General features: G+C 65.4%; 10 protein-coding genes. 5 read left to right on the forward strand and 5 right to left on the reverse strand.

What is annotated here, in order from left to right:
* Positions 1 to 19: 19 nt before the first annotated feature.
* Complete coding sequence (locus M0209_RS11165) at positions 20 to 532, reverse strand: sterol desaturase family protein (protein ID WP_258888347.1); 513 nt, start codon at positions 530 to 532, stop codon at positions 20 to 22.
* A 130-nt stretch (positions 533 to 662) separates the two neighbouring features.
* Here M0209_RS11165 and M0209_RS11170 point away from each other — a divergent pair, with 130 nt between their 5' ends.
* The 5 genes from M0209_RS11170 (at position 663) to M0209_RS11190 (ending at position 4,261) form a co-directional block, all read left to right on the forward strand.
* Complete coding sequence (locus M0209_RS11170) at positions 663 to 971, forward strand: hypothetical protein (RefSeq protein WP_258888348.1); 309 nt, start codon at positions 663 to 665, stop codon at positions 969 to 971.
* Between the two features lie 39 nt (positions 972 to 1,010).
* On the forward strand, positions 1,011 to 2,210 hold the full coding sequence (gene sucC, locus M0209_RS11175) for an ADP-forming succinate--CoA ligase subunit beta (RefSeq protein ID WP_258888349.1): 1,200 nt from the start codon (positions 1,011 to 1,013) through the stop codon (positions 2,208 to 2,210).
* A 97-nt stretch (positions 2,211 to 2,307) separates the two neighbouring features.
* Complete coding sequence (locus M0209_RS11180; protein WP_258888350.1) at positions 2,308 to 3,057, forward strand: electron transfer flavoprotein subunit beta/FixA family protein; 750 nt, start codon at positions 2,308 to 2,310, stop codon at positions 3,055 to 3,057.
* The gene (locus M0209_RS11185) at positions 3,054 to 3,983 is read left to right on the forward strand and encodes an electron transfer flavoprotein subunit alpha/FixB family protein (protein ID WP_258888351.1); all 930 of its coding nucleotides are present in this window, start codon (positions 3,054 to 3,056) and stop codon (positions 3,981 to 3,983) included. Before M0209_RS11180 ends, M0209_RS11185 begins: the two co-directional genes overlap by 4 nt.
* Positions 3,984 to 4,006: 23 nt before the next feature.
* A complete protein-coding gene (locus M0209_RS11190; protein ID WP_258888352.1) occupies positions 4,007 to 4,261 on the forward strand; it encodes a DUF5654 family protein in 255 nt (84 codons plus the stop codon).
* Positions 4,262 to 4,270: 9 nt separating this feature from the next.
* On the opposite strand, the gene ung is transcribed toward M0209_RS11190, so the two are convergent.
* From ung to M0209_RS11210, 4 genes are all read right to left on the reverse strand, one after another.
* Positions 4,271 to 4,969, reverse strand: a complete 699-nt coding sequence (gene ung, locus M0209_RS11195; RefSeq protein ID WP_258888353.1) for a uracil-DNA glycosylase — start codon at positions 4,967 to 4,969, stop codon at positions 4,271 to 4,273.
* On the reverse strand, positions 4,966 to 6,162 hold the full coding sequence (nhaA, locus tag M0209_RS11200; protein ID WP_258888354.1) for a Na+/H+ antiporter NhaA: 1,197 nt from the start codon (positions 6,160 to 6,162) through the stop codon (positions 4,966 to 4,968). Before nhaA ends, ung begins: the two co-directional genes overlap by 4 nt.
* Before the next feature lie 19 nt (positions 6,163 to 6,181).
* Positions 6,182 to 8,263 carry a penicillin-binding protein 1C gene (gene pbpC / locus M0209_RS11205; protein WP_258888355.1) on the reverse strand — a complete coding sequence of 694 codons (2,082 nt, stop codon included), beginning with the start codon at positions 8,261 to 8,263 and terminating at the stop codon, positions 6,182 to 6,184.
* A 177-nt stretch (positions 8,264 to 8,440) separates the two neighbouring features.
* Positions 8,441 to 14,188 (reverse strand): alpha-2-macroglobulin, encoded by a 5,748-nt coding sequence (locus tag M0209_RS11210; RefSeq protein WP_258888356.1) that lies wholly within the window; start codon positions 14,186 to 14,188, stop codon positions 8,441 to 8,443.
* Between the last annotated feature and the right edge of the window lie 123 nt (positions 14,189 to 14,311).

Here is a 14,311-nt window from a genome sequence, read left to right on the forward strand (position 1 = left end):
GGCGGCGGGGCGGCGTTCCTTACGCCTCGCCGAACGTGCCCACCGGCGCGCGCACGCCGGCGTGGCCACGGCGCTTGAGTTCGGCCTTCAGGTCTTCGGGTTTGGGAGCCCAGAGAAAGCCGAAGCTGACCGTGCCCTCTTTCGTTTCGACGACATGGTGCAGGCGGTGCGCCTGAATGATGTGCTTCATATATTCGGATTTGGGCAGGTACCGCGTCCGGACGCGCTTGTGCACGATCACGTCGTGGAACCCGAAATAGATCGCACCATAGCCGGTGATCCCTGCCCCGACCCAGGTTGTCCATGCGGGCCATCCGAGCTGGACGCCGCCGAGCAGCAGGATGATGGCGGGGATCGCGAAAAACACCCCGTAAAGGTCGTTCAGCTCGAACATGCCGTGCCGCGCGCGATGGTGGCTTTCATGAAGGAACCAACCGAACCCGTGCATCACCCAGCGGTGCGCGACATAAGCGACCACCTCCATCGCGGCGATGGTGGCGAAGAAGATGGCGAGGCCGAGGGCGATGGACATGGTGGGCATATAGGCAACCACTCTTGCTTCGTCACCCCGAACTTGTTTCGGGGCCCGCCCATCCGCATAAGCCGCTGTTCATGTGGCTGGGTGGATGCTGAAACAAGTTCAGCATGACGGAGTTTCCAAAATGCGGTTTGTCCTGATTGTCGCACCTATTCTCGCCCTGGCCGCCTGTGCCACTCCCGAAACCCGCGTCCGCACTGCCTTGATCGATGCGGGCCTCTCGCGCCCGATCGCAAGCTGCATGGCGCAGCGGATGGTCGACCGGCTGTCGCTCGGCCAGTTGCAGAAACTGTCGCGGTTGTCGGGGTTGAAAGAAAGCCGGATCGGCCAGCTGACCGTGCGCGAGTTTCTGAAGCAGACGTCGGCGCTGGGCGATCCCGAAATCCTCGGCGTCGTCACCACTGCGGGACTCGGTTGCGCCATCGCCTCGTAGGTGCTTTAGGGCGCTGCAACGCAACATGGAGCGCGCACCGTGAACATCCACGAATATCAGGCCAAAGAATTGCTTGCCAAGTTCGGCGTTCCCGTTCCCGCCGGCTATGCCGCGCTATCGGTCGACGAAGCCGTCGCGGCGGCAGCGAAGCTGCCGGGGCCGCTCTATGTCGTCAAAGCGCAAATCCACGCGGGCGGACGCGGCAAGGGCAAGTTCGTCGAGCTCGGCCCTGACGCCAAGGGCGGCGTGCGGCTGGCCAAGACCGCCGACGAGGTGCGCGCGGCGGCAAGCGACATGCTCGGCAATACGCTGGTGACGATCCAGACCGGCGATGCGGGCAAGCAGGTCAACCGGCTCTACGTCACCGACGGCGTGGATATCGCCAAGGAGTTCTACCTCGCGCTTTTGGTCAACCGCGCGTCGGGACGCATCGGCATGGTCGTCTCGACCGAAGGCGGCATGGATATCGAAGCGGTCGCGCACGACACGCCCGAAAAGATCGAGACGCTCGACATCGACCCCGCGACGGGCTTCATGCCGCATCACGGACGCGCAGTGGCCGCCGCCCTCGGCCTGACCGGTGATCTTGCCAAACAGGCCGCGAACGTCGCGTCGAAGCTGTACGATGCGTTTCTCGGTACCGATGCCGAGCAGATCGAAATCAACCCGCTGGCCGTAACGGAGGACGGGAAGCTGCTGGTTCTCGACGCCAAGGTCGCGTTCGACGGCAATTCGATGTTCCGCCACAAGGATCTGGCCGAGCTGCGCGATCTGACCGAGGAAGACGCGTCGGAGATCGAGGCCTCGAAATACGACCTCGCGTACATCAAGCTCGACGGCAACATCGGCTGCATGGTCAATGGCGCGGGCCTCGCGATGGCGACGATGGACATCATTAAACTGAACGGCGAGTTCCCCGCGAACTTCCTCGACGTCGGCGGCGGCGCGTCGAAGGAAAAGGTGACGGCGGCGTTCAAGATCATCCTCGCCGATCCGAATGTGAAGGGCATCCTCGTCAACATTTTCGGCGGCATCATGAAGTGCGACATCATCGCCGACGGCATCGTTGCGGCGGCAAAGGACGTAAATCTGTCGGTGCCGCTGGTCGTGCGGTTGGAGGGCACGAACGTGCAGCAGGGCAAGGACATCCTTGCCAATTCGGGGCTGGCCATCGTGGCGGCGAACGATCTGGGCGACGCGGCGAAAAAGATTGTCGCCGAGGTCCGCAAAGCGGCATAGCCCGTCCACGGCGGCGAAGACTCTTGATATTTTGCCGCGCGTCCGTCACATGCGCCGTAGTTGACGTTAACGTAAAGCGATTCTCAGGAGAGCGCCCGTGAAGATTCTCGTCCCCGTCAAGCGGGTCATCGACTATAACGTGAAACCGCGCGTGAAGGCGGATGGCACGGGTGTCGATCTGGCCAACGTCAAGATGAGCATGAACCCGTTCGACGAGATCGCCGTCGAAGAAGCCATTCGCCTGAAGGAAAAGGGCGTCGCGACCGAAATCATCGCCGTCAGCATCGGCGAACAGAAGTCGCAGGAAACGCTGCGCACAGCGCTCGCCATGGGTGCCGATCGCGCGATCCTGATCGTCAGCGAAACCGAAGTCGAGCCGCTGGGCGTGGCCAAGCTGCTTGCGAAGGTCGTCGAGGAGGAAGCTCCCGGCCTCGTCATCCTCGGCAAGCAAGCAATCGATGACGATTCGAACCAGGTCGGCCAGATGCTTGCCGCGCTGACGGGTCGTCCGCAGGGCACGTTTGCCAGCGCGGTTGTGGTCGACGGCGACAGCGTGACCGTAACGCGCGAAGTCGATGGCGGGCTTGAAACCGTCAAGCTGGCGACCCCGGCCATTGTCACCACCGACCTGCGCCTGAACGAGCCGCGCTACGCGTCGCTGCCCAACATCATGAAGGCCAAGTCCAAGCCGATGGCGCAGAAGACACCGGCCGATTACGGCGTGGACGTCGCCAAGCGGCTGACGACACTCAAGGTCGTCGAACCGCCCAAGCGCACCGCCGGGATCAAGGTTGCCGACGTCGATGCGCTGGTCGCCAAACTCAAGGACATGGGAGTCGCAGCATGAAGACCTTGGTCTGGGTCGAATATGATGCCGGGGGCATCAAGGACGCCACGCTGAGCGCGGTCACCGCCGCGTCGCAACTGGGTGAAGTCCATCTGGTCGTGGCGGGCAAAGGCGTCGCCGACGTCGGTGCCGATGCCGCGAAGATCGCAGGCGTCGGTAAGGTCCATGTCGCCGACGATGCCGCGTTCGACCACGCGCTCGCCGAAAACGTAGCACCGCTCATCGTCGAACTAATGGGCCATCACGACGCGTTCGTCGCGCCCGCCACTGCCAATGGCAAGAACATCGCCCCGCGCGTCGCGGCGTTGCTCGATGTAATGCAGATCAGCGAGATCCTGTCGGTAGAAAGCGCTGACACCTTCACGCGCCCGACCTATGCCGGCAACGCCATCGCGACCGTCCAGTCGAGCGATGCGAAGAAGGTCATTACCGTACGCGGCACCTCGTTTGCCAAGGCCGAGCGTAGCGGCGGCAGCGGCACAGTCGAGGCGGTCGCGTCGACCGGCGACAAGGGAATGTCGTCGTTCGTCAGCGCGGAATTGTCGAAATCCGACCGCCCCGAACTCGCGAGCGCCAAGATCATCGTCTCGGGCGGCCGCGCGTTGCAGAACAGCGAGAACTTTCACGCGATCATCGAACCGCTCGCCGACAAGCTGGGCGCGGGCGTCGGCGCAAGCCGCGCGGCGGTCGATGCGGGCTATGTTCCTAACGACTATCAGGTCGGCCAGACCGGCAAGATCGTGGCCCCCGAAGTGTACATCGCCGTCGGCATCTCGGGCGCGATCCAGCACCTCGCGGGGATGAAGGATTCGAAGACGATCATCGCGATCAACAAGGATGAGGACGCCCCGATCTTCCAGGTGGCGGACATTGGTCTGGTTGGGGATTTGTTCAAGGTGGTGCCGGAGTTGACCGAGAAACTGTAGATTTTTTACTGAAGGGCGTTGCCATGAAAGACCCGCGTGCATTCGTGCAGACCATGATCGCGTTGGCCTCAGCGTCGCTCGGGCTGGTAGCGGCGTTGGCGTGGAACGAGGCGATCAAGGCAACGCTCGCCAAGCTTGGCCTCGGCGACGATCTTGCCGGGCTTTATGCCTATGCCATTGTCGCGACGCTTGTTGCCATTATCGTGCTGTCGTTGCTCGGACGGCTGGCAAGCAAGCTCGGCGGCGAGGCTGCGTTCGAACGCGAAGCCGAGGGCTGATCGGGCCGATCAGCCCTCGGGCAACGCCCAGTCGATTGCTGCCATCCCCCGGCTTTCCAGGAACGCATTCGCCTGCGAGAAGTGCCGACACCCAAAGAACCCGCCGTGCGCGGACAGCGGCGAGGGGTGGACCGATTTGAGCACAAGATGCCGCCCGCCGCGTTCGATGCTGTCGACGAACGACGCCTTTTTCTGCGCGTAGCTACCCCAGAGCAGGAACACGACCGGCTCGGGCTTGGCGGCGACATGGCGGATGACCGCGTCTGTGAACTTCTCCCATCCTCGCCCTTGGTGCGACGCGGCCTTGCTCATCTCGACGGTCAGCACGCTGTTGAGCAGCAACACCCCCTGCTGCGCCCAGTTTTCGAGATGGCCGTGGCGCGGGCGGGCAATGCCCAAATCGCTTTCGAGTTCCTTGAATATATTGACCAGCGACGGCGGTGGCGGGACGTCGGGGCGCACAGAGAAACACAGCCCGTGCGCCTGCCCCGGCCCGTGATAAGGATCCTGCCCGAGGATGACGACGCGAACCTTGTCCGGCGGCGTCAGGTCGAGCGCGCGAAACCACTCGTCGCCACGGGGGAAGATGCGCTTGCCTGCGGCTTTTTCGGCGACAAGGAAGGTCTTGAGCGCGGCCATGTACGGATCGTCGAACTCGGTCCGTAGCGCCGCCAGCCAATCGGGGTGGAGTTTGATCGCTCCGCTCACTGCGCGCGCCCCGCAAAGCGCAACACCGCCACCCCCGCCATCGCACTCAGCAGCGATCCCATTAATACGCCGATCTTGACCGCGTCGGCTTTCGGCGCTGCCGGAAACGCCAGCCCACCGATGAACAGGCTCATCGTAAAGCCGATCCCGCAGAGCAGCGCCACGCCATAGACCTGCGGCCAGCTGGCTTTCGACGGTCGGGTTGCGAGTTTGAGTATCACCGCCAGCCACACACTGCCGAACACGCCTGCCTGCTTGCCGAGGAACAGCCCGAGCGCGATCGCTAGTGGGAGTGGCGCAAATGGCGCGACATCACCGCCGAGCGCGACACCTGCATTGGCAAATCCGAACAGCGGCACGATGCCGAATGCGACCCAAGGGTGCAGGCCATGCTCCATGCGGTGCAGCGTCGAATCTTCGTCATCGGGCGCGCCGGGAGTGTTGACGATTGGGACGGCGAGCGCTGCAAGTACCCCCGCGACCGTTGCGTGAACGCCCGAGAGCAGCATGAAATACCAGAGCAGCGCGAAAGCCGCGAAATACCACAGCGGATGCTTCACGCCCGCGCGGTTCATGCCGAACATGCCACCGAGCACGAGCAGTGCCAGACCCAGTGCAGTCCAGCTCAGCGCGGCGGTGTAGAACAGCGCGATGATCGCGACGGCGCCGACATCGTCGACGATGGCGACCGTCGTCAGGAACAGCTTCAAGGAAGTCGGCGCGCGCTTGCCGAGCAGCGCGAGCAAGCCGAGCGCAAAGGCGATGTCGGTTGCCGCCGGGATCGCCCAGCCGCGCGTCAGGTCCGGCGCGCCGCCGGTCACGCCGAGATACACCAGCGCGGGCACTGCCATCCCCGCCGCTGCCGCAATGAACGGCAGACGACGGTCGGCCCAGCTCGATAGATGCCCGTCGAGGAACTCCCGTTTGATTTCGAGCCCGACGAGCAGGAAGAACACCGCCATCAGCCCGTCGTTGATCCACAGATGCACCGTCATCGGCCCGAGTTTGGGCGTCAGCACCGGCCCGGTTTCGAGATGCAGCACGTGGAAATAGGTCCACGCCAGCGGTGAATTGGCGATCAGCATCGCCAGCGCTGCAGCGCCCATCAACAGGATGCCGCCGGCTGCCTCGGACCGCAGGAACGCGCGCATGGCCGAACGCGGGCGACGGGTAATTTGGCGGAGGGTCGACATGCTTTGTCGTAGCGTAGCGTCAGCGCACGGTGAAGCGAATCCGGTCGATAACCCGCCCCGACGGGTCGAGCAGGGCAAGTTGATGGCTGCCCGGTCCGGCCAGCAGCTGCGGCCGCGCATCGGCATCGCCCAGATCGCGGCGGTCGAGGATCAGCCGGTGCCCCGCGACCGCGCCGGTCACGGCTATCCCCATGCGCTGGCGGTTGACGGGGATATCGGGGTCGAGCGCAAAGACGCTGCCGCTGACCGGATTGACGATGCGCGGGCGGCGCGCGGCGGCGGGGGCGGCAATCTGCGCTGACTGGCCGGTGCCGGTCAGGAACCAGTCGGTACGAGGCGGCTCGATAGCGCTGGCGAAGGTGACCCGGCGCTGCTCAAGGCCCGGTGGACGCGGCGGGGCGGCGCTGGTGCGGCCCCGGTTCAGCGCCACCATCACGTCCCGCCACACCGGTGCCGCGCCGCTGGTGCCCGACACCGCCTTCATGCTGTCGCCTTCGAGATTGCCGACCCACACCGCGACGGTGAAACGGTCGGTGTAGCCGACGCACCAATTGTCGCGCATCGCCTTCGACGTGCCGGTCTTCACGGCCGCCCAGAATGGCAGCCGCAGCGCGCTGTCGACGCCGAAGGTCGAGGAACGCGCCGAGGCGTCGGACAGGATGTCGGATACGATCCAGGCCGCCTGGGGAGACAACACTTGTCTGCCCCGTCCTGCCGGCTCTGACGCACGCAGTCGGAGCGGCGCAAATTGCCCAGCATTGGCGAGGCTGCGATAGGCATTGGCCTGTTCGAGCAACGTCACTTCCGCTGACCCCAGCGCGAGCGAAAAGCCGTAATATTGCCCGTCCTCGACCAGTCCCTTGTAGCCGGTGTCCCACAGCCGGTTGCGGAACGCCTCGACTCCGCCGACCAGCAATGTCCGCACCGCAGGCACGTTGAGCGATCCGGCCAGCGCCGTCCGCACGCTCACCGGCCCCTTGAAGCTACGGTCGTAATTCTGCGGCACGTACAGCCCCGAGGCGGTGTCGAGCTGCACCGGCGAATCGTCGAGGATCGAGGCGGGGGTCAGCCAGCCCTTTTCGATGACCTGCGCGTAGAGGAACGGCTTCAGCGTCGATCCCGCCTGCCGGTACGCGTTCGCGCCGTCGACCTGCGCGGCCGTCGAGCCGAGACCGACTCCGCCGACATAGGCAAGAACATCGCCGGTCGCGTTGTCGACCACGACGACCGCGCCGTCGCGAGCGCGACCTGACCCCAGTCCCTGCAACTGGCGGCTGAGCGCGGCTGTCGCCACGCGCTGGATACCGGCGTCGAGCGTGGTCGTGATCCTCATCCCCGGTTTGTCGAGCAGCCGCGCGGCAAGGTGCGGGGCAAGGCCGGGATCGAGCGCGCGCGCACGTTCGGCAGATAGGGCTGTTGCGGTGGCGGTGCGAAGCGGGTCGCAGTCTGCGACATCCATTCGGCACGCGCGCGCAGCAACGCGCGCGATGGGCGCATTGGGATCGGGCAGTAGCGCCGCGATCACCCGCGCCTCGCTGCGCGTCAGGTCGGCGGGCGTCTTGCCGAACATCGCCTGTGCCGCCGCCCCGATCCCCTGCGCTTCGCCGCGAAAGCCCGCGAGGTTGAAATAGGCTTCGAGAATCTCGTCCTTCGACCAGCGCCCCTCGAGCGCCCATGCCGCGCGCATCTGGCGCAGCTTGTCGCGCCACCCGCGCGCGCCCGGTCGGGCGAGATCGGGCGACAGGAAACCCGCCACCTGCATCGAGATGGTCGACGCACCGCGCGCGCGTTCTCCCGAAAGCCGCGCCCGGATCGCGCTGCCGAGCGCCACGAAATCGACCCCGCCATGGTCGCGGAACCGTTTGTCCTCGCTGGCAACGACGGTGCCGACCAGCGCAGGCGACATGGCATCGAGCGGCACCCACGCCAGCCGCCGCGCCTTGAACGCGACGCGCTCGCTGTCGAGCAAGGTGCCGTTGCGGTCGTAAAGCCAGGCTTCGGACGGCTGCCATGCGGCGACGACGCGGGCGTAGGTCGGAAGCGGCGGCGGGAGAGTGAGGAAGAACGCAATTGCGACCAGCAAAGCGGCGACGCCGGGCACGACGCGACTCAGGCGAATCGGCCCAAATGGGTGCGTTAACTTCACAAGCTTCACCGGGTCAGGCAACAATTCGGGCCTCTCCTCACCGGACAACGATATGCGCCCAACGCGGTAGATTTACCTGAATTGAAGTTACGTGTCAAGTAAAATGTCCAAATAGGTTATTTCTGGCACCTGTCAAAGCCCCACCTCCACTCCCTTGTTCGGCAGCGCCGCGCGGACCTCAGGCGAATACATCGCCTCGACGCGCGTCGGCGGCAGCGAGAAGCGCCCGACGCCGTTCAGGCGCACGACGTAACTCACCGTCGCCCGCCCGCGCGGCATCCAGCCGAAATAGCCGCGCCACGCATCGCGGCCGCGCTCTACATAGCTCGGCGTCGTGCCCGATCCGCCCGCCAGACTGCCGAGGATCGATGATTGTCCGCCCAGCCCGCCGACAATGCTGGCCCCCGGCGGCACCGGGTCGCTGATCACGACCCAGGTCCGGTCGGCGGTCGCATCGACGTTGATCGTGACCTTCATCACATCTCCGCGCGTCAGACGACCCTTGACCTTCTGGCTGACCATCTCGGTCGATTTCTCGATCCGGTAACCGGCGTAGAGCGGCTGCATCAGCGGCACGGCGGCGCTGACCGACACCGTCGCCCATGGTCCCGCGCCGCCCGACTGGGCGAGCGTCAGCGGTCCCGCGACGGCGGGCAGTCGCAACGGCGATGCATTCGCCGCCATCGGCCAGCCCTGCGTCCGGCTGACACCGCCCAAAGCGACCGTCGTCGTTCCCGTGACCGCGCTCGCCGGATAGAGCGTCGCGAACCGCCGCGCGACGACCGTGCCCCAGGCGTTGGCGGGCGTCGTGTCCCAGCTGCCGCGCTGTTGGCGCAGCGCCACCCCGACCATCATTTTCGGTCCCTCATTATCCCAGCCGGGACGTCCGAGGATCGCACCAAGCGCTTTGAGCACCATCTCGTCATCGCTGACCATCATCCACCACGGCGCAGTTGAAGCGTCCGTCAGGTCGATCCGCGTGCCTTCATAGACCAGCCGCCGACGCAGCGTCCCCTCCGCCACACCGCGCAGCGCCGCCGCATTCTTCAGTCCCGGCGTCCGGTCGATCGCGACCAGCCAGTCGGACAGGGCACCCGTCGGCATATCGGCCGGCGCGATATCGATGGCCCCGAGCAACGCCGGACTCGACGCACCGTTGCGCGCGAGCGCGGCCAGTGCCGCAACCTTGAGCAAGCGGTTATCGACCGGCCCATAGCTGTCCGCCTTCAGCCGCCCCTCGATTACCGCCTTGAGCGCCTCGACCGCTTTCGCCTTGCCTGCTTCGGGCATCGCGAAACCCGCTTCTGCGGTCATCGACAGCGCATAGGCCGTCAGCGCCTCCGACCCCGGCCATTCGCCTGGGAAATAGCGGATCAGGCCGTTGCTGTCCTGATAGGTCGGCAGCGCCCCCGCGAGCGCGCCCCAGGCACCCGCATCGCCGAGGACCACCGCGCGGCTCAATTGCTGTTCGAAACAATTATACGGATAGGCCGCCATATACGCCCGCACTCCGGCAAGCGGCGGCGCGAGGCTGTCGCTGAGTTTCACATCTACATAGCTGCCCGTCAGCGCGCCTGCAGGTGGAGCGATGGGGATATTCCCGCCGCTGCCGACCCGCGCCAGCGTCGCCGCCCACACCTCGAACGGCACGGCGGGGACGATGTCCTGCGACGCGGCGACGCGGTCGATGGCCTTGCCGTCCTCGGACTTCGCCTCGACGACCCAGTCGAGTTTCGCTAGCCCCTCAGGCGCGGTCAGGTTCCAGGTCACCGCCTGTGCGCTGCCGGGGGCGAGATCGACGGTCAGCGGCTTGCCATCGGCAATGCCGGGGTTGACCTTCACCGTGGCGGTCACGCGCATCGGCTTGTCGCTCGAATTGCGGAGCGTGAAGCTCGCACCGAAGAAGTCGCCGCTGCGGACCAGCGGCGGCAATGCGGAGAACAGCTGCAAGTCCTGGCTCGTCCGCACGCTCGCCATGCCAGTGCCGAACAGGTCGGGGCCGGAGGTCGCAATCGCGACCATCTTGAACGACGACAGCGCGTCAGACAGCTGCACCGGAATGCGCGCATGGCCGTTGGCATCGAGCGTGACGCGGCCTTTCCACATGAGGACGGGCTTGAAATCGTCACGCGTGACCGCCGTTGCATCGCCGCCGCCGCCGCCCGCCTCGACTGCCTTCTTGCCATAGTGACGCTTGCCGACGACCTGAGTTTGGCCGGTCGAGGTCAGCACGTCGAGCGTGCGTTCACCCATCATCGCGTCGAGCAATTTCCAGCTCTCGTTCGATTGTAGCTGCAACAGCGCCTCGTCGACGGCGGCGAACGCGATTTCGGCCGACCGCGCAGGTTTGCCGTCGGGCTGCGTCACTGCGACATCGACCTGCGCGGTCTCGCGGATCGCATATTTCGGCTTGTCGGCAACGACCTTGACGCCGAGGCTGTGCCCTTCCCAGCCGACCTGCACCTTGGCGATGCCGAGCCGGTAGCTCGGCTTGGCAAGATCGACGAGCGCAGTCGGCTCGGCCCCCTCGCGGCTGAGGAAGGGCAGGTTCCAGCGTTTGGCGAGGTCGGCCCACCAGAGAGTCCAGCCGCCGATGCGCCCGCGAACGGCCATCACCGACACATAGACATCGGGGGCGTAGCTGGCGGGCATCGGCACCGACACCACCGGATCCTTGCCCGATAGCTGGGTCACGAAACTCGACAGTACGCCCTCGCGCTCGACGGTCACCAGCGCGGTCGCGTTGCGAAACGGCATCCGCACCTGGAACTTGGCGGTCTCGCCCGATTTATACGCCTTGTTCTCCGCGATCAGGTCCATGCGGTCGCCATTGTCGCCGCCGAACCACCAGTCGTCCTCGCCCGCGAGCCACACCGTGCGGACCGCGCGGGCAACATTGCCGTCGGCATCGGTGGTGGTCGCCACCGCCACGACTTCGCCCGAGACGCCGGGGTCGAGCTTGCAGTTGGCCAGCCCCTTGTCGTCGGTCGTCGCCGAACAGCTCGCGCCGATCTTCGTCACCTTCGACTGGTTGTCATAGGCATAGAACCCGCCGATCAGCCGCCGTCGCGCGGTAATCGTCTCGCGGGTGTAGAGGTCGACCGAGACCCGCTGGCCCTTCTTAACCTTATTCTCGGCATCGAGCGCGACGAACTGCAACCGCAGGTCGCTGTCGCGCATCAGCCAGCCGTCGGTCTTCATGCCCAGCTTCACCGCCGCCGGATTGAGCAGCAGCGTGCGCGATGCGGTCAGTGTTTCGCCATTGGCGTCGAGATAATCCATCTCGACCGTCATCGCGGTGGTCGCCTCGACGGCCTGCGCGATTTCGATCTGGGTCTGCGCGGTGCCGTCGTCCTTCAGCGTGACCGGCAAAGTCTGCGACAGCGGCAAGGGCGTATCGGGCGCATTGCCGTCGCCGTCGAGCGGGGTCGTTCCCTCCTTCAGCGCTTCGCCGCCAAAGGTCCAGCCGTCCCAGCCTTGCGGGTCGACATAGCTCGTCGAGAAGGCGGTGCGGAGCGCAACCGGCAGGTTCGACGCGCCGCCGCCCGACAAATAGCCGACGAACAGGTCGAGCGGGACCAGCTTGGGTCGCACCAGCGCTTCCTTCGGCCCCGTTACCGTCGCGCGCATCGTCGGCAGCTTATACTCGTCAACGCGCACCGACTGGCCGGTGTAGATCGTCTTGTCGCCGACTATGATGTTGAGATCGTAGTCGCCGAGCGGCGCCTCCGCAGGCGCTGTCCAACTCGACTCGCCGACCCCGTCCGCGCCGATCTTCACCGGCATGTCGAACTGGGTTTCGCTGCCCCGGTGCGACAGCCGCAGCGTGCCCTCGATCCCCTGCGCCAAAGCGAACCCCGCGCCCACGGGTTTGCGCAGGATGTGCTTCATGTTGACCGTCTCACCCTGCTTCATCAGGGTCCGGTCGAACACGGTGTGCAGGATGTCGTCACGCTCCGAATAGCCATAGGGCAAGTCGAAATCATAGGGACGGATGCCCTGCCCCCAGTCGGTCAGCGTGAAGCTGAAATCATCGGCCAGCCGCGCCGAAACCATCAGCGGGTGCGCCTCCGAACTCTCGTCGCAACTGCCATAGGTTTCGGGTTGCGGCAGGCCGGACGTCACGAGCAGTCGCCCTTCAGCGTCGCTCTTGCCGCGCGCAAGCAGCTTGCCTGAACAACTGTCGGTTATGCGGACATCCGCTCCTGCGACCGCCTTGCCGCTGTCGAGCGCGGTCACCCAGGCCAGCGAGCCTTCGCGCCCCCATTTGAAATGCACGGCCATGTTGGTGACGAGCGCACCCGCAGTCACGTAACGTACGGCATCGCGGCCGAGCAGGGCCTTGCCGAGAATGGGTGACGCCAATTCGACGACGTAGAATCCTGGGCGCGCGAAGCCCACGCCGACGACCTCGAAGTCCTTTCCCTTACCGGGCAGATCGAGTTGCAGCGGCTTTCCGCCGCCAGTCAGCAGCGGCGTTGCCCCGGTGTAATTGACCGTCTTGCGATTGCCGTCCTTGTCCTCGGGGCCTTCCTCACGAAAGTCGTTCTCGTTCGCCTTGCCGAGCCGTCGCAGCCAGTCGGCGACGACCCCGTCCTGCGAGTCACTGCCATCGACGCGCATCATGTTGCCCTGGATGGGGCGCATGTTCATGGCGAGCTGCGGTTCCACAGCGCGAACGGTCACCGGCAGGGAGCTGCCCGCCTTTGATTCGATGATCCCGAAGGGCGCCGCGAACTTCACCAGCGGCGGTGCCGGGTCGAACTTGACCTGCAAAGGAAAGCGCTCGCCATTGGCGAGCGTACGCCCGCTCGCGTCCTTGATATTTGCAGGCAACGTCAGCGTTGCTGCCTGCGCCTCGGGGAACGGTCCCTTGAAATCGAGGTCGGCGATCTCGGGATCGCTGCGGTCTTCGTCGGCGATCTTGGGCGTCCGCACCGTGCCGTCGGCAAAGGTCAGCTTGATCGCTTTTGCCAGCGCCATCGGGATCGGTGCAGCGAACCGCACGTGCGCGTCGCTAACCGGGTTGCAGCCCGCTTGCGGGTTGACACGGCTGCATTCCCAGCGTGCCTCGAACGCTTTGCGCACGGTGAAGTCGAACCGCTGGAGCCTACCCGCCGTACGCCCGTCGGCGCTTGCGACGCCCGCATCCCACACCAGCGCGACATCGCGTCCGGCGGGCAGCGGGCGACGGCATTTGACGGGCACGATCGTCGAGAGCGCCTTGGCCTTGTCGGCGGCGTTGGTCGGCAATGTCTGTGGCTGGCCCGCTTGATCGAGGAAGTTGCGGAGCTGCCAGCTGTCTTCACCCAACCCGTCGATGATTGTCGCGGCGACCTCGGGCTTCAGCACATCGACGGCGATCTTTTCGCCGATACCATCGACCGCGCAATAGGCGTTGGCCCCCACCGATGCCGCCGTCGGCGCGACATTGGTCGCGACAAGGAAAACCTGTTCCTCCTCGATGTCCGAGTCATTGCCGCTCAGCACGCCGCGTGCTGACGGACCGCCGGTATCAATCGTGAAATTCTTCGCCCCCTCGACCTGCGCGCCCCGCGCCGAGGCGAGATTGTCGTTCAGGTCGACTTTGCAGGTCAGCCCGCCGGGAAGCGCCTTTTCGAAATCATAGACAAAGGTCTGCGTATCGACCCAGCGCCCGTTCGCGCCAATCGGACAGGTGATCTTGGCCGGCGGCGTCGCGCGTGGATCGCCGAGCGGTACCATCGCCTCCGAAAAGCGCATCGTGAAGCGTTCGATGGCCCCGCCATTTGCACCCGCCGAACCCGGCGTTGCCAGAACGACTTGCGGCGCGGCGCTGCCGATGGCGATCAAGGGAACCGCACATAGTCCGAGCGCCAGCCACCGCCACCGAATCCGCATCGACGATCTCCCTTGGCAGCCATGGTCCGACAAGCATCGGGACGAGTCCAGTGGCCGTCGTAAATTTCGACCCGGCTCGTTACTTGACGAATTCGGCCAATAGTTCATTGTTCAATAATTGAG

Origin of the sequence: Sphingomonas sp. SUN039 (assembly GCF_024758725.1) — a bacterium.
Taxonomy (GTDB): domain Bacteria; phylum Pseudomonadota; class Alphaproteobacteria; order Sphingomonadales; family Sphingomonadaceae; genus Sphingomonas_O.